Annotated in this window: 19 protein-coding genes; 3 read left to right on the forward strand and 16 right to left on the reverse strand. The window is 72.8% G+C overall.

Going from position 1 to position 23,034, the window contains the following annotated elements; all coding sequences use genetic code 11:
- Window positions 1-66 precede the first annotated feature (66 nt).
- The 3 genes from FBY23_RS22120 to groES all read right to left on the reverse strand — a co-directional run bounded on the left by FBY23_RS22120 (window position 67) and on the right by groES (window position 3,291).
- On the reverse strand, window positions 67-927 hold the full coding sequence (locus FBY23_RS22120) for a GNAT family N-acetyltransferase (protein WP_141800112.1): 861 nt from the start codon (window positions 925-927) through the stop codon (window positions 67-69).
- 363 nt (window positions 928-1,290) lie between these two features.
- Window positions 1,291-2,916 carry a chaperonin GroEL gene (gene groL / locus FBY23_RS22125; RefSeq protein WP_141800113.1) on the reverse strand — a complete coding sequence of 542 codons (1,626 nt, stop codon included), beginning with the start codon at window positions 2,914-2,916 and terminating at the stop codon, window positions 1,291-1,293.
- A gap of 81 nt (window positions 2,917-2,997) precedes the next feature.
- On the reverse strand, window positions 2,998-3,291 hold the full coding sequence (groES, locus tag FBY23_RS22130) for a co-chaperone GroES (protein ID WP_141801214.1): 294 nt from the start codon (window positions 3,289-3,291) through the stop codon (window positions 2,998-3,000).
- A gap of 199 nt (window positions 3,292-3,490) precedes the next feature.
- Here groES and FBY23_RS22135 point away from each other — a divergent pair, with 199 nt between their 5' ends.
- Together FBY23_RS22135 and FBY23_RS22140 are read left to right on the forward strand one after the other, a co-directional pair.
- Window positions 3,491-5,656 carry an MMPL family transporter gene (locus FBY23_RS22135; RefSeq protein WP_141800114.1) on the forward strand — a complete coding sequence of 722 codons (2,166 nt, stop codon included), beginning with the start codon at window positions 3,491-3,493 and terminating at the stop codon, window positions 5,654-5,656.
- Window positions 5,657-5,668: 12 nt separating this feature from the next.
- Entirely contained in the window at window positions 5,669-6,844 is a 1,176-nt protein-coding gene (locus FBY23_RS22140) for a class I SAM-dependent methyltransferase (protein ID WP_141800115.1), read from the forward strand.
- A gap of 33 nt (window positions 6,845-6,877) precedes the next feature.
- Here the strand turns inward: FBY23_RS22140 and FBY23_RS22145 are convergent, their stop codons facing one another.
- The 11 genes from FBY23_RS22145 to glmS form a co-directional block, all read right to left on the reverse strand.
- Window positions 6,878-7,756, reverse strand: a complete 879-nt coding sequence (locus tag FBY23_RS22145) for an oxygenase MpaB family protein (protein WP_141800116.1) — start codon at window positions 7,754-7,756, stop codon at window positions 6,878-6,880.
- Between the two features lie 4 nt (window positions 7,757-7,760).
- Entirely contained in the window at window positions 7,761-8,825 is a 1,065-nt protein-coding gene (gene tsaD, locus FBY23_RS22150; protein ID WP_141800117.1) for a tRNA (adenosine(37)-N6)-threonylcarbamoyltransferase complex transferase subunit TsaD, read from the reverse strand.
- Between the two features lie 169 nt (window positions 8,826-8,994).
- Window positions 8,995-9,444 carry a ribosomal protein S18-alanine N-acetyltransferase gene (rimI, locus tag FBY23_RS22155; protein ID WP_141800118.1) on the reverse strand — a complete coding sequence of 150 codons (450 nt, stop codon included), beginning with the start codon at window positions 9,442-9,444 and terminating at the stop codon, window positions 8,995-8,997.
- Window positions 9,441-10,064 (reverse strand): tRNA (adenosine(37)-N6)-threonylcarbamoyltransferase complex dimerization subunit type 1 TsaB, encoded by a 624-nt coding sequence (gene tsaB, locus FBY23_RS22160; protein WP_141800119.1) that lies wholly within the window; start codon window positions 10,062-10,064, stop codon window positions 9,441-9,443. Before tsaB ends, rimI begins: the two co-directional genes overlap by 4 nt.
- A gap of 42 nt (window positions 10,065-10,106) precedes the next feature.
- Window positions 10,107-11,285 (reverse strand): family 16 glycosylhydrolase, encoded by a 1,179-nt coding sequence (locus tag FBY23_RS22165; RefSeq protein ID WP_160158334.1) that lies wholly within the window; start codon window positions 11,283-11,285, stop codon window positions 10,107-10,109.
- 163 nt (window positions 11,286-11,448) lie between these two features.
- The gene (gene tsaE / locus FBY23_RS22170) at window positions 11,449-12,375 is read right to left on the reverse strand and encodes a tRNA (adenosine(37)-N6)-threonylcarbamoyltransferase complex ATPase subunit type 1 TsaE (protein ID WP_141800121.1); all 927 of its coding nucleotides are present in this window, start codon (window positions 12,373-12,375) and stop codon (window positions 11,449-11,451) included.
- Window positions 12,372-13,472 (reverse strand): alpha/beta fold hydrolase, encoded by a 1,101-nt coding sequence (locus tag FBY23_RS22175; RefSeq protein WP_141800122.1) that lies wholly within the window; start codon window positions 13,470-13,472, stop codon window positions 12,372-12,374. The genes tsaE and FBY23_RS22175 overlap by 4 nt, the downstream gene beginning before the upstream one ends.
- On the reverse strand, window positions 13,469-14,638 hold the full coding sequence (gene alr, locus FBY23_RS22180) for an alanine racemase (RefSeq protein ID WP_141800123.1): 1,170 nt from the start codon (window positions 14,636-14,638) through the stop codon (window positions 13,469-13,471). The genes FBY23_RS22175 and alr overlap by 4 nt, the downstream gene beginning before the upstream one ends.
- A 4-nt stretch (window positions 14,639-14,642) precedes the next feature.
- Window positions 14,643-16,079 carry an NAD(P)H-hydrate dehydratase gene (locus FBY23_RS22185; RefSeq protein ID WP_141800124.1) on the reverse strand — a complete coding sequence of 479 codons (1,437 nt, stop codon included), beginning with the start codon at window positions 16,077-16,079 and terminating at the stop codon, window positions 14,643-14,645.
- Window positions 16,076-16,429 (reverse strand): holo-ACP synthase, encoded by a 354-nt coding sequence (locus FBY23_RS22190; RefSeq protein WP_141800125.1) that lies wholly within the window; start codon window positions 16,427-16,429, stop codon window positions 16,076-16,078. Before FBY23_RS22190 ends, FBY23_RS22185 begins: the two co-directional genes overlap by 4 nt.
- A gap of 2 nt (window positions 16,430-16,431) precedes the next feature.
- Window positions 16,432-18,276 carry a glutamine--fructose-6-phosphate transaminase (isomerizing) gene (gene glmS, locus FBY23_RS22195; RefSeq protein ID WP_141800126.1) on the reverse strand — a complete coding sequence of 615 codons (1,845 nt, stop codon included), beginning with the start codon at window positions 18,274-18,276 and terminating at the stop codon, window positions 16,432-16,434.
- Between the two features lie 95 nt (window positions 18,277-18,371).
- On the opposite strand from glmS, the gene coaA reads away from it, so the two are divergent.
- On the forward strand, window positions 18,372-19,367 hold the full coding sequence (gene coaA / locus FBY23_RS22200) for a type I pantothenate kinase (protein ID WP_141800127.1): 996 nt from the start codon (window positions 18,372-18,374) through the stop codon (window positions 19,365-19,367).
- On the opposite strand, the gene FBY23_RS22205 is transcribed toward coaA, so the two are convergent.
- Window positions 19,354-20,772: a serine/threonine-protein kinase gene (locus FBY23_RS22205; protein WP_260806598.1), complete on the reverse strand. Its 1,419-nt coding sequence runs from the start codon at window positions 20,770-20,772 to the stop codon at window positions 19,354-19,356. The two genes, coaA and FBY23_RS22205, sit on opposite strands and share 14 nt — an antisense overlap.
- A 10-nt stretch (window positions 20,773-20,782) precedes the next feature.
- Window positions 20,783-22,996: a hypothetical protein gene (locus tag FBY23_RS22210; protein WP_141800129.1), complete on the reverse strand. Its 2,214-nt coding sequence runs from the start codon at window positions 22,994-22,996 to the stop codon at window positions 20,783-20,785.
- Window positions 22,997-23,034: the final 38 nt, after the last annotated feature.

Genomic DNA, 23,034 nt, shown 5'->3' on the forward strand with positions numbered 1-23,034 from the left:
GTGAATGCGTTCACAAAGTCTCGGAAGATGTCATGTCCGCCACACGGGCATGGTCGGACGGTCGGCTCAGCGGCGCAGGTCGGCGAGCGCGATCCGCACGGTGAGCGAATCCCCTGCCATCCGGATGCGACCGCGCATGCCCGCGGCGAGCACCATCGGGAGCACCGCCTTGGTGTCCGACGGGGCGGTGAGCACGATCTCCTCCGCGCCCGCCGAGCGCGCGGCCCGGGCGACGTCGGCGAGCAGCCGGGTGCCGACACCGCGGCGGTGCCAGGCCGGGTCGACCCACAGGTCCACCGGCCACGGCTCGTCGTCCTCGGTCGGCGTGAACTCGGCGCGGCCGGTCACCTTGCCGCCCGCCAGCGCGGAGACCACGGCCCCGTTCGTGACGAAGTCGGGGTCCCCGGCTGCCGGCTGGTGCGGGGCGGGCGCGACCTGAGCGGCGAGCACCTCCCCCACGAGCTCGGCCAGCGCCGAGGCCCGGTCCCGCTCGATGGCGGTGAAGGGCGTGTCCCGGCGTACCTGGATCGTGGTCGTGGCGCCGATCGTCATCTCCAGCACGTCCTCCGACCCGTCGCTGGGCGCGACGTCGGCGTCGAACAGGTGCGCCGCCACCTCGGGGAAGGTCGCCGGCTGCGCGATGATCGCCCGCACGGCCTGGACGTAGCGGGTCGGCTGGTCCTCGAGCGCCGCCGTCGTCACGGGTACGGCGCTCACCGCCTCGCCGCCGGCCGCGGTCACCAGCTCGTGGAGCTGCTCGGCCGTCCAGTCCTGCGGCACCTGCAGGACCAGCTCGTCGGTGACCGAGGTGCCCTCGGGGAAGACCTGCACGGTCTGGATGTTGACCCCGGCCCGGCCGCAGGCCGCCGCCAGCTCCGCAAGGGACCCGGGCCGGTCGGGCAGTCCGGCTCGCACGCGCCACAACATGTCCTCACCATGCCAGACATTCGTGTCCTTGGGCGATCACCAATGTTTCGGGCACCGACCCCTGTCCACCCACCCGGCCCGAACTGTCCTGCAAGCATCGCCGACCCGGCAGAAAGTGGCCTCCGGATCACGTCGACCCGGCAGAAAGTGGCCTCCGGATCACGTCGACCCGGCAGAAAGTGGCAACGCCGGCGGACACTTCGCGCCGGGTCGGCCCGATCTCGACGCACCTTGGCGCCGGGTCGGCGCGATCTGCGCGCACGTTTGTGCCGGGTCGGCGTCCAGCAGGAGCCGCCGAGGTGCCAGGAATGCAGCGGCCCGCCGCACCCGGGGTGCGGCGGGCCGAAGCGTTCGAGCGAGGACTCAGTGGCCGTGGCCGTGCCCGTGGCCGTGACCGGCCGCCTCGGGCTCCTCCTCCTCGGGCTTGTCGACGACCAGCACCTCGGTCGTCAGCAGCATGCCCGCGACGGAGACCGCGTTGGCCAGGGCCGAGCGGGTCACCTTGACCGGGTCGATGACACCCTGGGCCACGAGGTCGCCGTACTCGCCGGTGGCGGCGTTGTAGCCGTTGCCGACGCCGAGCTCGCGGACCTTGTTGGTGATCACGTAGCCGTTCTCGCCACCGTTCTCGGCGATCCAGCGCAGCGGCTCGTCGGCGGCCTTGCGCACGATCCGCACGCCGAAGGCCTCGTCGCCGGTCAGGCCGAGGTCACCGTCGAGGACCGACACCGCGTGGACGAGCGCCGAGCCACCGCCCGAGACGATGCCCTCCTCGATCGCGGCGCGCGTCGCGGAGACGGCGTCCTCGATCCGGTGCTTCTTCTCCTTGAGCTCGACCTCGGTGTGCGCGCCGACCTTGATCACCACGACGCCGCCGGAGAGCTTGGCCAGCCGCTCCTGGAGCTTCTCGGTGTCCCAGTCGGAGTCGGACGCCTCGATCTCCTTCTTGATCTGCTCGACGCGACCCGCCACCTCGGTGACCGAGCCGGCGCCGTCGATGATCGTGGTGTTGTCCTTGGTGATCACGATGCGTCGTGCCTGGCCCAGCACGTCGAGGCCGACCTGGTCGAGCTTGAGGCCGACCTCGGGCGAGATGACCTGGCCGCCGGTGAGGACGGCAATGTCCTGCAGCATCGCCTTGCGGCGGTCGCCGAACGCCGGGGCCTTCACCGCGACGGCGTTGAAGGTGCCGCGGATCTTGTTGACGACCAGGGTGGAGAGCGCCTCACCCTCCACGTCCTCGGCGAGGATGAAGAGCGGCTTGCCGGCCTGGATGACCTTCTCCAGCAGCGGCAGCAGGTCGGCGATCGCGCCGATCTTGCCCTGGTGGATGAGGACGTACGGGTCGTCGAGGACGGCCTCCTGGCGCTCCGCGTCGGTGACGAAGTACGCCGAGATGTAGCCCTTGTCGAACTGCATGCCCTCGGTGAACTCGAGCTCGGTCGAGGGGGTGTTGGACTCCTCGACCGTGATCACACCGTCCTTGCCGACCTTGCCGAACGCCTCGGCGAGCAGCTCGCCGATGTGGCTGTCGCGCGAGGAGACCGTCGCCACGGAGGCGATGTCCTTCTCGTCGTCGACGTCGCGGGCGGCGGCCTTGAGGGCGTCGGCCACGGCGGCGGCCGCGGCGTCCATGCCGCGCTTGAGGCCCATCGGGTTCACCCCGGCGGCGACGGCGCGCAGGCCCTCGTGGACCAGCGCCTGGGCGAGGACGGTGGCGGTCGTCGTACCGTCTCCGGCGACGTCGTTGGTCTTGGTCGCGACCTCCTTGGTGAGCTGGGCACCGAGGTTCTCGAACGGGTCGTCCAGCTCGACCTCACGCGCGACGGTCACGCCGTCGTTGGTGATGGTCGGCGCACCCCACTTCTTGTCGAGCACGACGTAGCGGCCCTTCGGGCCGAGCGTCACCTTGACGGTGTTGGCGAGGGCGTCGACGCCGCGCTCGAGGGCGCGGCGGGCGTTCTCGTCGAACTCCAGGATCTTGGGCACTACTTCACTCCTTGGATGGAAAGCCGAACGCCCGGGACGTCACGCACGGATGCGGACGTCCCGGGCGATACGAGACTCAGCTCAGGCGATGACCGCGAGGACGTCGCGGGCCGAGAGGATGAGGTACTCGGCGCCGGCGTACTTGACCTCGGTGCCGCCGTACTTGCTGTAGATGACCTTGTCACCCACGGCCACGTCGAGCGGGACGCGGTTGCCGTTGTCGTCGATGCGGCCGGGGCCGATGGCCAGGACCTCGCCCTCCTGGGGCTTCTCCTTGGCGGTGTCGGGGATGACCAGGCCCGAGGCGGTGGTCTGCTCGGCCTCGAGAGGCTTGACGACGATCCGGTCCTCGAGCGGCTTGATGTTGACCGACACGATGTCGACCTCCACTTTCTGAGACTGTCTGGGGTGTGTCGTGCAGGAGACCTGCGCTGGCACACTCGCGGTGAGAGTGCCAGAAACGAAACTAGCACTCTCCGCAAGTGAGTGCCAGAGGCACCCTGGGGCGGCTGCTGGTGACGACCTACCAAAGTCGGTTGACCCGGGCCCCCTGCACGCCGATAGCGTTTCCGCCATGTTCGCTGCGCTCGGTCGCTTCGTGACCCGTTTCCGTTGGTACGTCATCGCCGCCTGGGTGCTCATCGCCGTGATCGTGGGTGCCGCGGCTCCCGCCCTCGAGTCGACCCAGGACAACTCCGAGTTCCTGCCCGACCACTACGAGTCGATCCAGGCCCTCAAGATCCAGGACGCCAAGTTCTCCGACTCCTTCTCGCCAGGCGCGATCCTGGTGATCGAGCGCAAGGACGGCGGCAAGCTCACCGGCGACGACGCGAACGAGGTCACCGCCCTCGGCGAGAAGCTCGCGCCGGAGCTGGGCAAGAAGACCTTCCAGCAGGTCGTCATCGGGCAGGACGAGTCGGGCAAGCCGAACCTCTCCGAGGACGGCACCGTGATGTTCGCGGTGATCCCCCTCGCCGACGGAGCCACCGGCTACGACACCCAGGCCATGGACGACGCCAAGCTGCTGCGCAAGGACATCAAGAAGCTCGTCGCCGGCACCGACCTCGAGATCCGCGCGACCGGCGCGGTGCCCCAGGGCCTCGACTCCCAGGAGTCCAGCGCCGACACCCTGCTCATCGTCGCCGTCGCGACCGTCGTCCTCATCATCGGGCTGCTCGCCCTGATCTTCCGCAGCGTGCTGATCTGCCTGCTGCCCATCGTCGTGGTCGGCCTGGTCTCCTCGATCGCCACCGGCGCCATCGCCTGGGCCAACGACGTCTTCGACCTCAAGGCCGACGCATCGGTCCAGCAGATCCTGGTCGTCGTCCTGTACGGCGTCGGCACCGACTACATCCTGTTCTTCCTGTTCCGGCACCGCGAGCGCCTGCGCACCGGAGCGGCCGTCAAGGACTCGGTCATCTACAGCCTCGACCGTGCCGGTGAGGCGATCGCCTCGGCCGGTGGCGCGGTGATCGTGGCCTTCATGGCGCTCATCCTCAGCTCGCTCAGCATCTTCCGGGCGATCGGCCCGGCCCTGGCGATCGCCGTGTTCGTCACCCTGCTCGCCGCGCTGACCCTGGTGCCGGCCGTCGTGTCTCTGCTCGGCAAGGCCCTGTTCTGGCCGTCGAAGGCGTGGCAGAAGGAGCCCAAGCACGGCACCTTCATCAAGCTCGGCAACGCCGTCGGGCGTCGTCCCGGCCTGACCGCGCTCGTGTCGGGCGGCGCGATGACGGTGCTGGCGATCTTCGCGCTCAGCTTCAACCCGTCCTTCGACTTCAACTCCAGCCTGCCCAAGGGGGTCGAGTCCACCGAGGCGATGACCACCTTCACCGAGCACTTCTCAGCCGGCGCGGCCGAGCCTGTCCCGGTGCTGGTGGACGCCGACGGCGCCGACGTCACGCCCGACCAGCTCACCGCCTTCGGGGACGCGCTGGGCAAGGCCAAGGGCGTCGACGCGGTGGCCGGTCCGCTGCCCTCGAAGGACGGGACCGCGTACCAGTTCTACCTGACCCTGTCCGACGACCCGGTCTCCGACGCCGCGCAGGACAACGTCGCCGGACCGATCCGCGACACGGCCCACGAGGCCGCCCCGGACGGCACCGAGGCGTACGTCGGCGGCACGCCCGGCATCTTCGCCGACATGTCCGCGGCGATGGCCCGCGACTACAAGGTGGTCTTCCCGGTCGCGGCCGTGATCATCATGCTGATCCTCGCCCTGCTGCTGCGCAGCCTGGTCGCCCCGTGGTTCCTGATGGCCGCGGTGGGCCTGGGCTTCGCCGCGACCCTGGGCCTGACGGTGATCGCGTTCCAGCACATCGGCGGCGAGTCCGGGCTGATCTTCATGCTGCCGATCTACATCTACCTGTTCGTCACCGCCCTCGGCACGGACTACAACATCTTGATGATCGCCCGGCTCCGCGAGGAGGCGCGCGAGGGACGCGACCCGCACGACGCCGCACGCCAGGCGGTCACCCACGCCGGACCCACGATCGCGGCTGCGGGCGTCATCCTGGCGGGCACCTTCGCCTCGCTCATGCTCGGCGGCAACACGCTGATCGTGTCGATGGGCTTCGCGCTCGCGGTCGGCATCTTGATCGTGTCGTTCGTGATGTCCATGTTCTTCACGCCGGCACTGACCTCGCTGCTCGGCCACGCGGCCTGGTGGCCCGGTCACGGCGACGAGAAGCCCGCCAAGGACGCCGACGACGAGCCGGAGCCGGAGCTCGCGCCCACGACCTGACAGGATCGGGGGGTGGACCTCGACGACTTCCGGTGGCTGCTGACCGACGAGGGGCAGGCGCTGCTCGCCGAGGCCACCGCCCTGGTCGCGGACGGTGCCGCCCCGCTGGCGGCGGGCTCCGCGCTGCGTCGTACGACGACGCCGGAGCGGGCCGCGACGGCACTGACCCAGGTGGAGCTGCGGGCCCGTGCGGTCGCGAAGTTCGGTGACCTGGCAGCGCGGATGTACTTCACGCCCGACGCCCTGGAGCAGGCGACCCGGCTGCGGGTGGCGCGGCACCGGGCCGGACGGGCGTCGGCGTTCGGCGCGCAGACCCTGGTCGACCTCGGCTGCGGGATCGGCGGCGACCTGGTCGCGGCCGCCTCCGCGGGCATCGTGTGCGCCGGCGTCGACCTGGACCCGGTCCGGGTGGCCGTCGCGGAGGCCAACCTGGCCGCGCTCGGCCTACCCGGTGCGGTCCAGGTCGCCGACGCCACGACCGTCGACCACAGCGGGTTCGACCTCGCCTTCGCCGACCCGGCCCGCCGCTCGGGGGCCGGGCGCAGCTTCCGGGTCGAGGACTGGACCCCGCCGTGGACGTGGGTGGAGGGGCTGCTGCGCCGCGACGCCTGCGTCAAGGTCGCGCCCGGCATCCCGCACACGCTGGTGCCCGCCGGCGTCGAGGCCGAGTGGGTCAGCGACGACGGCGAGGTCAAGGAGGCCGCGCTGTGGGCCGGGCGGACCGCCACCGTCGCCCGCCGCGCGACCGTGATCGGCGCGGGCGGCCTGGCCACGATCACCGACGAGGAGGACCCCGGCCCGGGTGCCGTCGGCGTGCGCGCGGTCGGTGGGTACCTCTACGAGCCCGACGGTGCGGTGATCCGGGCCGGCCTGGTCACGGCCGTGGCGGCCGGGGTCGACGGCGGCCTGGTCGACCCGAGGATCGCCTACGTCACGGCAGATGAACCGTTCCGCACGCCCTTCGCCCGCAGCTACCGGGTCCTCGAGACGCTCCCCTACCGGGAGAAGCAGCTCAAGGCGGCGCTGCGTGAGCGCGGCATCGGCCGGCTGACCATCAAGAAGCGCGGCGTCGATGTGTCTCCTGAGGCACTGCGCAAGCGGCTGGCACTGAGCGGCGACGCCGAGGCGACGATCGTGCTGACCCGGGTCTCCGGCGAGGGCACGGCGCTGCTCGTCGAGCCCTTCTGAGCCTGCATTCACCGAATACAGGCTGAGCCAGCTTCAGACGGCCGGCAGGTCCATGGTGCGCCGGCCCCGGGCGGCGGCCGCCCGCTCGCTGCGGATCACCAGCCGGTGCAGGTCGCTGTTCTCACCGAGCCGCACCCGGTCCGGTACGACGTGCCGCGAGCCCCGCACCCCCGCGGTGACAGCGCGCCAGGCCAGCGCGTGCGCGGGCGACCAGCGCAGGCCGTAGAGGTCGCGGACCGCCGGCGGCAGCATCCCCTGCACGACGAGGTTGGTGGTCTTGATGCCAGGCGTCATCGGCCACGGCCCCGGCATGTCACGGGCGATGGCGAGGCCGACCACGCGGGCCTCGGCGGTCAGGTGCATCCGACCGGAGGCGTACCAGTCGCGCATCCACTGCTCGAAGGCCGCCGCGCCGGGCGGCGCCACTGACCGGGGCATCCCGAACAGCTCGCCGAAGCGGACCCAGTCGGCCCACAGGTCGTCCTTCTCGCCCGCCGTCAGCGGCCGCACAAGGGTCTCGAAGGCGACCCGCGAGGAGTCCGCGAGCATCGCCATCGTCCACAGCATCAGCTCCGGGTCGAAGGCGTCGTACGGCGTCCCTCGGCCGAACGACCCCTCGTCGCGGTCCAGCTCGCCGCGCACCCGCTGGTGCAGTCCGTGCACCGCGGCCAGCAGCCGGTCGGCCTCGGTGCGGGGCGCGAAGAACACGGTCTCGAACGCGAGCGCGGTACGGGCGAGCCGCTCGAACGGGCGTTCCTTGGCGAGGGTGGCCTGGGAGGTGCCGACGTACGGCACGGGGTGGGTGGCGCCGATGATGAGCGCCCGCTGGCCGTAGGTCTGCCCGACCGCGCGGTGGGACTGGACGTGGCGGAGCATCGACCCTTCGGGGAAGTAGCCCGCCTCCGGTGCCACGGTCTCAGCCGGCCAGCACGTCGGTGACCGGCAGGCTCGAGTCGGCCGGCAGGTCCAGGGTCGAGGGGGTCCGGCCGCGCGCGACCATGGTCGAGCCGAGCGCCGCGACCATGGCGCCGTTGTCGGTGCACAAGCCGGGGCGCGGCACGCGGACCCGGATGCCCAGCTTCGTCGCGCGCTCCTCGGCGAGCGCCCGGAGCCGGGAGTTGGCGGCGACGCCACCGCCGATCATCAGGTCCTCGATGCCCTCAGCGCTCGCGGCGTCGAGCGCCTTGCGGACCAGCACGTCGCACACGGCCTCCTGGAAGGAGGCGGCGACGTCGGCGACCGGCACCGGCTCGCCCGAGCGCTCGCGGGCCTCGACCCAGCGGGCCACGGCGGTCTTGAGGCCGGAGAAGGAGAAGTCGAAGCGGTGCCGCTCCAGGTCGCGGCGGGTGCTGAGCCCGCGCGGGAAGTCGATGGCGACCTGGTCGCCCTCGCGGGCGACGCGGTCGATGTGGGGGCCGCCGGGGAACGGCAGCCCGAGCAGCCGTGCGACCTTGTCGAAGGCCTCGCCCGCGGCATCGTCGATGGTGGCGCCCATCGGGTCCACACCGCCGTCGGCGCCGGTGATGTCGGTGACCTTGAGCAGGCTGGAGTGCCCCCCGGAGACGAGCAGGGCGAGACAGGGCTCGGGAAGCGGGCCGTGCTCGAGCTGGTCCACGGCGACGTGCGCGGCGAGGTGGTTGACGCCGTAGATCGGCTTGCCCAGGGAGAGCGCCAGCGCCTTCGCGGAAGCGACGCCGACGAGCAGGGCGCCGGCCAGCCCGGGCCCGTGCGTCACCGCGATCGCGTCGACGTCGGACAGCGCGACCCCCGCCGTGTCGCAGGCGCGCTGGATCGTGGGAACCATCGCCTCGAGGTGGGCGCGGCTCGCGACCTCGGGTACGACGCCCCCGAACCGCGCGTGCTCCTCGACGCTGCTCGCGACGGCGTCAGCGAGCAGCGTGTGGCCGCGCACGATGCCGACACCGGTCTCGTCGCACGAGGTCTCGATGCCGAGGACCAGGGGTTCGTCGCGGGTCGTCACGACACCATTGTGACGGGTGTGCTCAGCGAAGGTGCTGAGCGCCCGAGCTTCCTTGACGTATGCCGCGCCCCGGGCACGCACCTGGCTGCGTTGCCGTCGCTCGGTAGACAACCCGGTATGCCGTCGCTCCGCCGCCTTGCCATGCACGCACCCGGAGCACGGCAAGCACTCAAGGAACTCGAGCGCTCAGCACCAGCGCGTCGGTCCCGTCCCTGTAGTAGCGCGGCCGGCGCCCGAGCTCGGCGAACCCGTGCCGCTCGTAGAACAGCCGCGCCGCGAGGTTGTCCTCGCGGACCTCGAGCAGCAACCGCTCTGCACCCCCGTCGGTCGCGGTCGCGCGCACGGCCGACAGCAGCGCGGTCGCGACGCCCGTGCGCCGCAGCTCCTCGGGCACCGCGATCCGCTGCAGCTCGGCGTCCACGTCGACCACGCTGACCACGGCGTAGCCGGCGAAGGCGCCAGCCTCCTCGGCGACGAGGTAGGCAACGGTCGGCAGCGCACCGCCGACCCCCTCGCCGACGAGGTTCTCCGACCAGGGGTCGAGCGGGAAGGCATCGGCCTCGAGCGCGACGATCGCCGCGACGTCGGCGACCGCCGCGGGGCGGGTCGTGGTGGTCATCGGGCCGGCGCGACGGCGTCGGGGCGCCGCAGGTAGAGCGGCTCCGAGCCCAGGACCGTGAACCGGTCGGCGACCACGCCCCGCGCCAGCCAGGCCGCGTCGGGCCGCTGCGGGCCGCGCGCGTCGGGGAACGCCTCCGGGTAGAGCCGGGCACCCTCCCCGACCACCGGCCCGGTCGTGGCGAGCACGGCGGGCTTGTCGACGACCGGCTCGTCGAGGCGAGCGCCGCGGGCGTCGTACGAGGCGAGGTAGACCTCCTTGCGCCGGGCGTCGGAGGCGACGACGAACGCGCCGTCGACCGCGCCGGTCTCGACCGCCTCGAGGGCGAGCGCGTCGAGCGAGCACACCCCGTGGACGGGTACGCCGAGCACGTGGGCCATGGTGCGCGCGGTGACCAGCCCGACGCGGAGTCCCGTGAACGGGCCGGGGCCGACCCCGACGGCGATGCCGGTCAGGTCGGCCGGGCGGGCACCGGCGCCGGACAGCACCTGCTCGATGAGCGGGGCGAGCTGCTCACCGTGCTTCATGCCGCGGTCGGAGGTCGCCGCGGCGACCACGTCGGTCCCATCGTGCAGCGCGACGGTGACCGTCGAGGAGGCGGTGTCGAAGGCGAGCAGCACCCTCCGAGGCTAGGCCATGTCCTCCGGGCCGGGGCCGGGTGGCTACTGCCAGGCCTTCACCCAGTCGACGACCAGGGTGGAGGTGTCCGGCATGCCGGGCGCGCGGGCGTTCCACCCGCCGCCCCAGATCTGGGTGAACACGAGGTAGAACGGCCGGTCGAACGGCTGCGGCGCGACCAGGCCGGCCGGCGTCCAGGCGTGGGTGAAGCACAGGCTGCCGTCGTAGTAGAAGCGCATCACGCTCGGCGTCCACTCGACGGCGTAGTCGTGGAACTCGGTCGACGAGGTGGGCATCGCGCAGGAGAAACCGGTGCTCAACATGTTGTTCTCGCCGGCGTAGTGCACCGAGGGGTAGACGTTCGCGGGCCGGGCGCTGAACCACTCGGCGACGTCGATCTCGCCCGAAGCGGGCCAGCGGCCGTAGGCCTGATCCTGCGGGTAGAGCCAGAACGCGGAGTGCGCACCGGCGGTCCCGGCCTCGGCGGGCATCTTGAGGCGGGCCTCGAAGCGCCCGTAGGTCTGGGTGAACCGGGACCGGGTGACCACGGTCGAGGCCTCGGTGTCGGTGGTGAAGTCGCCGTACGGACTGCGGCACACGAACGGCTCGTCGAGCACGGTCGCGGTGAGCCGCAGGTGGCCGGACGCGACCGCGATGGTGCGGTCGTTGTCGACGTAGCAGGAGCCGCTCGCCGTCGTCATGCCGCTGAACCAGGTCTCCTGGGCCATCCAGATCGCGGGGTCGAGCGTGGTGCCGTCGAAGTCGTCGCGGAAGGTGCAGGCGTAGTAGCCGCCCTCGGCGCGCTCGGGCCGCACGCCGCAACCGTCGCTGGGTGCAGGCGGTTTCGGGGTGGCCGGGGCGCCCGGTGCGGGCGGCGTCGGCACGACCCGGCGGGTCTTGCTGACCTTGCCGCCGGCCACGACCCGGTAGGTGCGCGGGGTGTCGGGATAGGGGACGGTGATCCGGAAGACGCCCTTGCGCGAGGCCCTGTCCTTCCCGACGGTGGTCCAGTACGACGGCCCGCGGGCCTGCAGCCGGACGACCTGGCGCGGCTTGGCCCGGCCCTTGAACACGACACTCTGATGGGCCGCTCGCGACGTCACCCGGTCCAGCACCGGCCGCCGGGACTCACCGGCCACGGCCGGGCCGTCGACGAGTCCGACCGCGGTGGCGACCAGCACGGCGACCAGCGCGGCGGACAGCAGCACTCGCAGCAAACGCATCGTTGGTTCCCCCCCAAGATTCCCTCGGTCATCACCGTAGGAATCGGAGAGGGGTCGACGGATCGGGTGCGCGGCCCGAGTCCACTGCACCCGACGGGCCATCGGATCCGGGCCGGGGTCCCCGAAAGTAAAGGACGAAGGTCCCGTGCGGCGCTCGGCCTGCTCAGCCGAGCTCGCGGAGGTCCGTCTCGAGCCAGCGGGTGCCGATGCCGTCGAGCTCGACGAGGCGCGGATCGGCCTCGGGGTCGGCGGCCGTATCCCCGGTCGCGCGGGTGATCCGCACCTCGAGCCGGTCCTCGGCCAGGCCCTCGGCGATCCCGGTCCCCCACTCGACGACCGTGACCGCCTCGTCGAGGTCGGTGTCGAGGTCGAGGTCGTCGAGCTCGGCCTGCCCGCCGAGGCGGTAGGCGTCGACGTGGACCAGCTCGGGCCCGGCGCCGAGCGCGGGGTGCACCCGGGCGATGACGAAGGTCGGCGAGGTGATCTGGCCCCGCACGCCGAGCCCCTCCCCGAGGCCCTGGGTGAACGTCGTCTTCCCGGCGCCGAGCTCCCCGCTGAGGACGAGCACGTCGCCGCCGCTGAGGTACGCCGCGACCCGCCTCCCCAGGGCGCGCATGTCGTCGGCACCCGGCACGTCGACGATCACCGGCGCGGGGCGCGCCATCTCGACGTACGGCGCGTGCCGGCCGGTCTCGACGAAGCCGAGCTCGCGCCAGAAGCCGATCGTGCGCGGCAGCTCCTCGCGGGCCAGCAGCCGGACCCGCCGGGCGCCGGCGCGGGCGATGTCGAGCAGCGCGGCGCGGACCAGTCCGTGGGCGAGGCCGTGGCCCTGGGCCGCCGGGTCGACGCTGACCCGGCGCAGGTAGACGGCGTCGTCGACCGGGTCGAGGACCAGGGCGGCGACCGGACGGCCGTCGTCGAGGGTCAGCAGCCCGCCGCTCGGGGCGAGCATCGCGGCGATGGAGTCCTCGGTCTCGGCCAGGGCGTCGGCCGGCGGGTCGAGGACCGGGCGGTCCGCGAACGCCGCCTTCACCACGGCCAGCACCTCCGCGGCGGCCTCCGGGCCGACGCGCCTCGTCTCCACGCTCATCGCGTCGCTGCCCTCGCGGATGCGGCGGTGATCAGCTGGTCGAGCTCGGCGTTGACCAGCTCGTGGCGCTCCATGGTGACCATGTGGCCGGCGCCCTCGCACTCGAGCAGCCGCGCCCCGGGGATCCGGGACTGCAGCTTGCGGGAGTGCCCGATCGAGGTGATCCGGTCGTCGGTGCCGCAGATGACCGACGTGGGCACCCGGCCGAGCACCTCGACGAAGTCGAACTTGTCGAGGCCCGCGAAGTGCGGGAAGAAGTCGGCGACCACCTCGAAAGGGGTGGCGGCGAGCATGTCGTCGACGAACTCGACGTACCCGCGCGGCACGTCGCTGCCGAACGCGAACCGGTCGGTGGCGACCGTCGCGACGGCGCTGCCCGCGCGGCGCAGCGAGTCGATGGCGCGGTGGCCGAGGTGCAGGGTCCGTACGGCGCTGCTGGTCATCGGGCCGGCCAGGCGGGCGGGCAGCATCGGCAGCAGGATCCGGCTCGGGTCGAGGCCGCCGGCGGTCGTCGAGATCAGGCCGGCGCCGACCACGCGGGTGCCGACCAGCTCGGGGTACTGCTCGGCGAACGCGACGATGGACATCCCACCCATCGAGTGCCCGACCAGCACGACCGGCCCGTCGGGGACGACCTCCTCGAGCACCCGGTGCAGGTCGCGGCCGAGCTGGTCGATGGTCGAGTGGGCGCGATCGGAGTTGCCGGAGCGGCCGTGGGAGCGCTGGTCGTAGTAGACGGTGCGGACCAGGCCGCGGTACGCCGCGCGCTGGAAGTGCCAGCAGTCGAGGTTGAGGCAGAAGCCGTGGACGAAGACCACGGTGACCGGAGGCGTGTCGCCCTTGGTACGACGCAGCAGCCGCTCGACCGCGCCACCCGAGGCGGCGACCGGCTCGACCTCGTCGACCTCGACGTGGAGCGGCAGGCCGTCGTCGGCGACCACGGTCACCGGCGTCGAGTGCAGGCTCCCGAAGGGGATCTCCTCGCCCGCCCGCCGGCTGATCGCCCGCTGCTGGCGCAGGATCCCGACGGCCGCCGTACCGGCTGCGACGCCGAGGGCGCCAGCGAGGGACCCGACGACCCGGCCGCGGCGGCTCATGCGTCGGCTCCGTCGGCCTCGGAGTCCACGTAGTTGCGGGACATCCGCCCCCCGATCCTGGTGACGATCTCGTAGTTGATGGTGCCGCACGCCTCGGCCCAGTCCTGGGCGGTGGGCCCGCCCGCGGAGGGCGGGCCGAGGACGACGACCTCGCTGCCGACCGCTGGCCGGTCTCCCCCGAGGTCGACGACGACCTGGTCCATGCAGACGGTGCCGCGGATCGGCCGCCGCTTGCCGTCGATGCCGACGGTGGCCGCCTCGTCCGGGGCGCCGGGCCGGCTGGCGTTGCGCGGGATGCCCTCGCCGTACCCGACCGGGACCAGGCCGACCGTGGTCGGCTGCTCGGCGACCCAGCGCTGGCCGTAGGAGACGGCGTCGCCGGGTGCGAGGTCCTTGACCGAGAGCAGCGGCGCGGTCACGGTCATCGCGGGCACCAGCCCGATGCCGGTGTCCTGCCCGGGCGCCGGGTCGAGGCCGTAGACCGCGATGCCGCAGCGGACCGCGTCGAAGCGGGAGGAGGGCCGCAGGATCGCCGCGGCGGAGTTGGCGAGGTGGCGCAGCCCGGGGCGCAGGCCGTGCTCGTCGGCGAGGGCGAGAGCGTCGCGGAAGGCCTGCTCCTGGCGGTCGTTGGCGGGGTGGGCCGGCTCGTCGGCGCAGGCGAAGTGGGACCAGATCCCGGTGATCCGCCAGGTCCCGGCCTCCTCGCCAACCCGGGCCCGGGCGAACACCTCGGCCCAGTGCACGCGCGGCGCGCCGTTGCGGGACAGTCCGGTGTCGACCTTGAGCTGGACCCGCGCCGGGGCGGTGCGGCTCGCGAAGGCGGCGGCCATCGCGTCGAGGTCGGCCACGCTGTGGGCGGTCAGGTCGATGCCGGCGTCGGCGGCAGCGGCGAGGTCGCTGTCGGGCCCGTTGAGCCAGCACAGCAGTGGTCCCTCGACGCCGGCGGCGCGTAGCACCAGCGCCTCTTCGACCGTCGCCGTCGCCAGCCACTCCGCGCCGCCCTCCCGGGCGGCCCGCGCGCACTCGACCATGCCGTGGCCGTAGCCGTCGGCCTTCACCACGGCGATCAGGGGTACGCCGGCCGTGGCGCGCAGCAGCCGCGCGTTGGCCCGGACCGCCGCCAGGTCGACGACGATCCCGGCCGGGCCGACGGGCGGGCGCTCCATCGTCCTATCGTCCCACCAAGGTCCCGAGGACCGCCGGGAGGGCCGCGGCCACGTCACTCGCGACGATCAGCCCGTCCTGGGCGGCCCGGGTCGCGGCGGCGCCGTGCAGCCAGGAGCCGGCAGAGGCGGCGTCGAACGGGTCGAGCCCGGCCGCCAGCAGCGCGCCGACCAGGCCGCCGAGGACGTCGCCGGCGCCCGCGGTCGCGAGCCAGGGGGTGCCGGTCGTGGTGACTCGGGCCCGTCCGTCGGGGCGGGCGACCACCGTGTGGCGGCCCTTGAGCAGGACGACGGCGTCGAAGCGGTGGGCGGCCAGTCGGGCGTGCTCGAGCATCCGCGCCTCGACCTCGGCACGCTCGACGTCGAGCAGCCGGGCCAGCTCGCCGGCATGGGGCGTGAGGACCACCGGGCGGCCCCGGGTGGTGCCGGCGAAGGCGATCGCGTCGGCGTCGATGACCAGGGGGACACCGTCGGCCAGCGAGCGGCGTACGGCGTCCTCGGCTCCCGTGTCGCTCCCGGAGCCGACCACCCACGCCTGCACCCGGCCGGGGCCGACCACCTCCGGATGGGCGGCGCGGACCTGATCGAGGGCGGCCGGGTCGCCGTCGTACCGGACCATGCCGGCGAGCCCGCACGCCGCGCCGGAGACGCTCAGCACGGCGGCGCCGGGGTAGGCGGCCGAGCCGGCGCGGACGCCGACCACGCCGCGGGTGTACTTGTGGGCGTCGGGCGCGGGTCGCGGGAGCAGTGCGGCGACGTCGGCGGCCTGCAGCGCCTCGACCTGCGCCTGGGGCAGGTCGAGGCCGATGTCGACCAGGTGGATCGCACCGCACGCCTGTGCCGCGGGGTCGAGCAGGTGGCAGGGCTTGTGGGTGCCGAAGGTGACCGTGAGGTCGGCGGTGACGTGGGGGCCGTCGGTCTCGCCGGTGTCGACGTCGACGCCCGACGGGGTGTCGACCGCGACGACCGGGATCCCGGCCAACAGCTCGAGTGCGTTCGTTGCCTCCGGGCGCAGGCCGGCGCGTCCGCCGATGCCGACGATGCCGTCGACGACGACGTCAAAGATGTTGCGGTTTGGGACCAAACCGCGGGGATTCGAGGGCTGAGCATGCTGTCTCTGCCCAATCGATGACCACGGGACGGCCCGGCCGCCGGCAGCCCGCAGCGCGTCCACGCCGCCCCGATGGGCTGCGTCGGACAGCAGCCACGCCTCCACCTGGACCCCGCGCCGGGCGAGCAGCGCGCCGGCGTACAGCGCGTCGCCGCCGTTGTCACCGGACCCGACGAGCAGCAGCACCCGGCGGCCGTAGGCGGTGCCGAGCAGGTCGAGCACGGCGTACCCCAGGCCGGCGGCGGCGCGCTGCATCAGCGCACCCTCGGGCAGCCGGGCGAGCAGGTCTGCCTCCGCGGCGCGGACCTGCTCGACGGTGTGGGCCCGGATCACGACTCGAGCACCACCACGGCCGAGGCGATGCCGCCGTCGTGGGTCAGCGAGAGGTGCACGGAGGTGACGCCGAGCGCGTCGGCCTCGGCGAGCACCGTGCCGCGGATGACGAACCGCGGCCGACCGGAGTCCTCCGAGACCACCTCGGCGTCGTGCCACGACATCCCGCGCGGGGCGCCGAGGGCCTTCGCGAGCGCCTCCTTGGCTGCGAACCGGGCCGCCAGCGAGCGGATGTGGAGGTCGCGCTCGGCCTCGGTGAAGAGCTTGGTCACCAGCGCGGGGGTGCGGCGGCAGGACTCCTCGAATCGGGCGATCTCGCACACGTCGATGCCGACGCCGACGACAGGCACGGCTACTCGACCGTGACGGACTTGGCGAGGTTGCGCGGCTGGTCGACGTCGTGGCCGAGCACCGTGGCCAGCTCGCAGGCGAACAGCTGCAGCGGGACGATCGAGACCAGCGGCTGCAGCAGCACGGGCACCTTGGGCAGCCGGATCAGCGCGTCGGCGTACGGCTCGATCGAGGTGTCGCCCTCCTCGGCCAGGCAGATGGTGCGGGCACCGCGGGCGCGGACCTCCTGGATGCCGCTGAGCATCTTGCCGTGGAGGTGGTCGCGACCCTTGGGCGGTACGACGCACAGCACCGGCAGGCCGTCCTCGATCAGCGCGATCGGGCCGTGCTTGAGCTCGCCGGCGGCGAAGCCCTCGGCGTGGAGGTAGGCCAGCTCCTTGAGCTTGAGCGCGCCCTCGAGCGCGACCGGGTAGCCGGCGTGGCGGCCGAGGAAGAGCACCGAGCGGGTGGTCGCGTGGTCGGCGGCGAGCGCGTAGACCTGCTCGGCGGTGTCGAGGACGGTGTCGATGTGGTCGGGCATCGCCTCGAGGTGGCGCATGATCTCGTCGATCTCGTCGCCGAACCGGGTGCCCTTGACCTGCGCGATGTAGAGCGCGAGCAGGTAGCAGGCGACCAGCTGGGTCAAGAAGCCCTTGGTCGAGGCGACGCCGATCTCGGGGCCGGCGTGGGTGTAGATCACGGCGTCGGACTCGCGCGGGATCGAGGAGCCGTTGGTGTTGCAGATCGCGAGCACCTTCGCGCGCTGCGAGCGCGCGTGGCGGATGGCCTGGAGGGTGTCGGCGGTCTCGCCGGACTGGCTGATCGCGACGATCAGCGTGGTCGAGTCGATGATCGGGTCGCGGTAGCGGAACTCGGAGGCGAGCTCGACCTCGACCGGGGTGCGGGTCCAGTGCTCGATGGCGTACTTCGCGACCATGCCGGCGTAGAACGACGTCCCGCACGCGATGATGATGATCTTGTCGACGTCGCGCAGCTCCTCGTCGGCAAGGCGCATCTCGTCGAGCTGCAGCTGTCCGGACGGCGTACGACGGCCGATCAGGGAGTCGGCGACGGCACGGGGCTGCTCGAAGATCTCCTTGCGCATGAACCAGTCGTGGCCGTCCTTCTCTGCCGACGAGAGGTCCCAGTCGACGTGGAAGTGGCGCGCCTCGACCGGGTGGCCCCAGAAGTCGGTGACCTGCACGGCGTCGCGGGTCATCACCACGATCTGGTCCTGGCCGAGCTCGAGCGCCTCACGGGTGTGCTCGATGAACGCGGCGACGTCGGAGCCGAGGAAGTTCTCACCCTCCCCCAGCCCGACGACCAGCGGGGAGTTGCGGCGGGCGGCGACGACCTTGCCGGGCTCCTCGGCGTCGATCGCGACCAGGGTGAACGCGCCGTCGAGCTTCTGGCAGACCCGTTGCATCGCGGTGGTCAGGTCCTCCCCCGACTGCACCTGCAGCTCGAGCAGCTGGGCCACGATCTCGGTGTCGGTGTCGGACAGCAGCTCGTGGTCGTCGGCCTCGAGCCGGGCTCGCAGGTCGAGGAAGTTCTCGATGATGCCGTTGTGCACCAGCGCGACCCGTCGCGCGGGACCGGTGTGGGGGTGGGCGTTGACGTCGTTGGGCGGGCCGTGGGTGGCCCACCGGGTGTGTCCGATGCCGACCTCGGCAGTCGGGATCGGCGTCTCGCCGAGCACCTTCTCCAGGTTGGCGAGCTTGCCCGCCCGCTTCTCGACGGTCAGTGTCCCGTCGTGGACGACGGCGATGCCGGCCGAGTCGTACCCGCGGTACTCCAGCCGCCGGAGACCGTCGATGACGGCGCCCTCGGCCGACTGGTGTCCGACGTAACCGACGATCCCGCACATGGTCGGCCAGTCTAGGCGCCGTCCTCCCGACCCGCGTCGTCCGGATCAGGGACGCGCCGCAGGCACCCCCGGGAGCGACTGGAACAATCGGCGCCATGACGACGGGCACCCCGGCGGACACCCACCACGGCGAGGACTCGTCGCGGGAGGCTTCGCCGTACGTCGAGCTGGACCGCGCGACCTGGGCCGACCTGGCCCACGAGTGGCACCAGCAGGGCAGCCCGCTGACCAGCGACGAGGTCGTCCGGCTGCGCGGCATCGGCGACTCGCTCGACCTCGACGAGATCCGGGACGTCTACCTGCCGCTGTCCCGGCTGCTGTCGCTGCGGGTCAACGCCGCGACCCGCCTGCACCACGAGCAGGAGCAGTTCCTGCACCGACGCACTCCCCCGCGCACGCCCTTCGTGATCGGCCTCGCGGGGTCGGTGGCGGTCGGCAAGTCGACCGCGGCGCGCGTGCTGCAGCAGATGCTCGCCCGCTGGCCCGAGCACCCCAACGTCGCGCTGGTGACCACCGACGGCTTCCTCTACCCCAACGCCGAGCTCGAGGCCCGCGGCCTGCTCCAGCGCAAGGGCTTCCCCGAGTCCTACGACCGGCGCAAGCTGCTGAAGTTCGTCATCGACATCAAGTCCGGCATCGACGAGGTCGAGGCGCCGGTCTACTCCCACCTGGTCTACGACGTGGTCCCCGAGGAGAGGGTCGTCGTGAAGCGGCCCGACATCGTCATCGTCGAGGGCCTCAACGTCCTGCAGCCCGCCCGGGTCCGCGAGGACGGCCGCACCGGCCTGGGCCTGTCGGACTTCTTCGACTTCTCCATCTTCGTCGACGCCAACACCAACCACATCCGGGAGTGGTACGTCGACCGCTTCCTGCGGCTGCGCGAGACCGCCTTCCGCGACCCCAACTCCTATTTCGCCCGCTACGCCGCGCTCAGCCACGACTCCGCCGTCGACGAGGCGCGCCGGATCTGGGACTCGATCAACGGGCCCAACCTCGCCGAGAACGTGCTGCCCACCCGCTCGCGGGCGACGCTGGTGCTGCGCAAGGCCGCCGACCACGCGGTGCAGTACGTGCGGCTCAGGAAGATCTGAGGTCCGCGAGCGCGTACGTCGCACGCACGATCCTCTTCCCGTCCTCGTCGCGGACGGTCAACCGCGCTCCGGTCGCCCGGTCGGCCACCGGGAACCCACCGGCGCAGGTGCCGCTCGGGCACAGTCCGTCGTACTCGCTCACGGCCTCGTGCTGCTCGACGTTCACTGTCCCGTCGGCCGCGACGGTCCGGTGGGTCCGGGCCACGTCGTCGGAGTACCTGCCGTCGACCGCCAGCTCGAGCTCGACCGTGACCGACGCACCGGCACTCAGCCCCCGGGCCCGCACGTCGAACCATCGGCAGGCGACCTGGACGTCCCTGCCCTGCACCGTCACGACGTACCCACACGCGCCGTCCACCGGGATCAACCGGGCTTCCGGCTCGACCCTCGGCGTCCCGGTCGTCACCGGATCCCGGGCCCCGGCCGCCGGCGGATCGTCGCGCCCCAGCAGCCACCATGATCCGGCTCCGAGCACCGCCACCAGCGCCGCGACCGCGAGCAGGACGGGCCACACCCGCCGTCGTACGGGCTCCGACCCGGGCAGGACCACCGGCGCAGTCGTGACGGTGGCCGGGGCGGTCGAGACCGGCGTACCCGCCGCGATCCACGCCCGCAGCGCCTCGGCGGCCTCGCTGGCCGTCGGGTACCTGTCCTCGGGCGCCTTCGCCATGCACCGCGCGACGATCGCGTCGAGACCCGCGACCCGCTCGAGCTCGGGCGGGAGCTGCGGGACCGGGTCGTTGATGTGGGCGCTCGCGGCCTGGAAGCTGGTGCCGTCGTAGGGCGGCCGGCCGGTCAACAGGTTGTAGAGCAGGCAGCCGAGGGCGTAGACGTCGGTGGCTGCCGTGGCCGCCTGACCGAGATGCCGTTCGGGAGCCATGAACGGCGGGCTGCCCGGGACCCCGCCGGTGACCGTGAGCCCGCCGTCCTCGGCGGTCGCGATGCCGAAGTCGGCGAGGACCGGGAGCAATCGCTCTCCACGCCGCCACAGCAGCACGTTGCCCGGCTTCACGTCGCGGTGGACCACGCCGGCCGCGTGCGCGTCGGCGAGGCCCTCGGCGACCGCGGCGGTGACCTCGGCCGCGAGCCGCGCCGGCATCGGGCCGTGCTGCTCGAGCCAGCCGACCAGGTCCCCGTCGGCGTGGAAGTCGGTCACCAGGTAGAACTGGCCGTCGCTGCTGCCGTAGTCGAAGACCACGACGATGTGCGGCGAGCGCACCCGCGCGAGGATCGCGGCCTCGCGCTCGAAGCGCCGGACGAACTCCTGGTCGACCAGCTCCTGGCGGATCACCTTGACGGCGACGGTGCGACCGAGCACGCGGTCGCGCGCGCGGTACACGACGCCCATGCCGCCGCTGCCGACGATCTCGAGCAGCTCGTAGCGATCCGCGATCACGCCGAACATCACGCAGCGCTCACCGGGCCACCTGGAACCGGCAGGCCGCGGCAGCCCGCTGCACCCGGCCCGGGTAGAACGGACCGATCAGGTCCAGCGGGTCGACCGGCGGCGCAGTCCCCGGAGCCGGAGCCGACGGTGCGGTCGCAGTGGTCTCGGCGGCGCGGACGTTGCGCACCACCGTCGGGGCCGGGGCGGGAGCGGGCGCACGAACGCTCACCCGCACAGCCTGCCGCGACATAGCGGTGCTCAGCGCACCCTTGCCGCGGACCTGGACGGCGTACACCCAACGCCCGGCCCGCTTCGGTCGGTGGACGACCCGGAACCGGCCCTTGCGGTCCGTCCGGACGTGGACCTTCGTGCGGGCCAGGAAGCCGCTGCTGCCGGTGACACGGACGGCGTACAGGTCGACCGTACGGCGTCCCTTGGGCCTGACCCGGCCCTCGATGACGAAGGGTCGGCCGGCGACCGCGGCCCGGCTGCGCTTGCGGAAGGCGATCGCCGGCGTCGCGACCACACGGAACGACCCGGTCGACTCGGGCTGCCCGTTGACGCCCGTCGCGACGACCGCGACCCAGCCGTTGCGCGTCACCCGGATCGGCACCTGGGTGAGGCCCGGCCCTGCGACGCCGGTCGCCACGGGCGCTCCCGCGGGGGCGTTCTCGGTGGTGGCGAAGTAGAGCGCGTAGCTGCCGGCCTGGAGCAGTCGGATCTGCTCGCGCGCGACGAAGGGGTACGTCGGCTGGCTGACCGCACAGCCCTCGCGAGCCCCGACCAGTGGGTCTACCAGGCGCACGAAGTCGACGGCCGACGGACGCAGGCTCCACAGGCCGTCGGGGTCGCTCGTGACGACCTCGAGCTGGGCGCGGCCGCCAGAGCCGCGGCGGCCCACGATGCAGGCCGTCACCCCCGCCGGCAGCGCTCCCCCCGCTCCGCACAGCGGGATCCGCTGCTGGAGCCCCGACCGGGTCCGGAAGACGGTCAGCTCCGCTGCCGGCCGCTGGTCCTGGAGCTCGAGGTAGAGCGTGCTGGGCACCGCCGGGCTCGCGATGCTGACGGCCGGCTGGAGGTCGCCCGTCTGGGCAGGAACCGCGCCCTCCTGGACCACGACGCCCGAGACGGGCTGCTGCGGCGAGAGCACGGCGATCTGGGGGTCCTCCGCGGTGGCGGCGGGCAGGCACGGCCGCGCGGCATCGGTGGCAACGCCGGGGACGCCACAGGACGCCGTACCCAGTCGGGCCCCGGCGCGCAGGTCGCCGGTGATCGGGGCCGTGCCGGAGATGCTGAGACCGCCGGTGCGGACGTCGACGCGGCCGCTCCCGGCGTAGTTCACGTTGAGAGCGCTGGCGCCGCCCCCGGCCGACTTGAGGACGGTGCCGTCGTTGGTGAGCTCGGCGAGGTCCGGGTCGGCCTGGCCGTTGGACTTGCCCTCGAACACGCTGGCGTCGCCCGCCAGCTCCAGGGTGCCGCCCGGTTGGACCGTGATCGCGGTGTCGCGGTCGGCGGCGACGTACCCGGCGCCCGTGAGGAGCAGCCGGCCGCCGGACGCGACGTCGACGGCGTAGCCGTCGGACAGGTTCACGCCGCGGCCGACGACCTCGAGCAGGCCGCCGGACGCGACCCGCAACGTCCCGGTCGCGGGCGCCGCCACGGGACACGCGTCGACCGCTTGATCCATTGGGAAGTCGGCGCAGTGGTCGTTGTCGAGGGTGCCGACACCGAATCCGGCCTCGCCCCAGAAGACGTGGCCCTCGACGTCGATCCGGCCGGGGCCGCCCAGGGTGCTGGCGTGGAGCCGGACAGTGGCGTCCGGATGAATCGTGGAGGTGTGGGTGCCGGCCGGCCCGTAGACCATCACTCGGGCGCCGGTCGCCACCAGTGTCGCGTTGAAGACCTCGAGCGCCTGCACGTGCACGTGGGAGCTGTCGTCGAGCGTGATGACGGCTGGCGACACCGGCGCGACGCAGACGAGCCCGCGTAGGCTGTCGTCGGTCGTGGGATCGGCGCCGAAGTAGGTCGGCGCACGGTGCCCGGTCTGGGCACCATCGAGAGTCCAGTTGCCCGCGTCATTCCACGCGCCGCTGCCGCCCGTCCAGGTGAACCGCACCTGACCGGGACCTGGCGCGCTGCAGCCGGTCGCTGCGGCCGCCGGGCTCGCGGCCCCCAACACCGCCAGCAGGCTCACGGTCATCAGCCCACCGGTCGCCACGGCCAGGGCCCGCAGTCTCGTCATGCCATCCCCCACGAGGTCATCCCGAGACCGGGATCCAG

The sequence above is a fragment of the Nocardioides sp. SLBN-35 genome (genome assembly GCF_006715725.1).
In the GTDB taxonomy this organism is placed as follows: Bacteria; Actinomycetota; Actinomycetes; order Propionibacteriales; family Nocardioidaceae; genus Nocardioides.

What these genes read in the sequence shown, in the direction of transcription:
- FBY23_RS22205 (WP_260806598.1), bottom strand. Translation starts at nt 20,772, where the DNA reads ATGTTCGGCGTGATCGCGGATCGCTACGAGCTGCTCGAGATCGTCGGC.
- FBY23_RS22135 (WP_141800114.1), top strand. Translation starts at nt 3,491, where the DNA reads ATGTTCGCTGCGCTCGGTCGCTTCGTGACCCGTTTCCGTTGGTACGTC.
- alr (WP_141800123.1), bottom strand. Translation starts at nt 14,638, where the DNA reads ATGGAGCGCCCGCCCGTCGGCCCGGCCGGGATCGTCGTCGACCTGGCG.
- FBY23_RS22210 (WP_141800129.1), bottom strand. Translation starts at nt 22,996, where the DNA reads ATGACGAGACTGCGGGCCCTGGCCGTGGCGACCGGTGGGCTGATGACC.
- FBY23_RS22165 (WP_160158334.1), bottom strand. Translation starts at nt 11,285, where the DNA reads ATGCGTTTGCTGCGAGTGCTGCTGTCCGCCGCGCTGGTCGCCGTGCTG.
- tsaE (WP_141800121.1), bottom strand. Translation starts at nt 12,375, where the DNA reads ATGAGCGTGGAGACGAGGCGCGTCGGCCCGGAGGCCGCCGCGGAGGTG.
- glmS (WP_141800126.1), bottom strand. Translation starts at nt 18,276, where the DNA reads ATGTGCGGGATCGTCGGTTACGTCGGACACCAGTCGGCCGAGGGCGCC.
- FBY23_RS22175 (WP_141800122.1), bottom strand. Translation starts at nt 13,472, where the DNA reads ATGAGCCGCCGCGGCCGGGTCGTCGGGTCCCTCGCTGGCGCCCTCGGC.
- rimI (WP_141800118.1), bottom strand. Translation starts at nt 9,444, where the DNA reads ATGACCACCACGACCCGCCCCGCGGCGGTCGCCGACGTCGCGGCGATC.
- coaA (WP_141800127.1), top strand. Translation starts at nt 18,372, where the DNA reads ATGACGACGGGCACCCCGGCGGACACCCACCACGGCGAGGACTCGTCG.
- FBY23_RS22120 (WP_141800112.1), bottom strand. Translation starts at nt 927, where the DNA reads ATGTTGTGGCGCGTGCGAGCCGGACTGCCCGACCGGCCCGGGTCCCTT.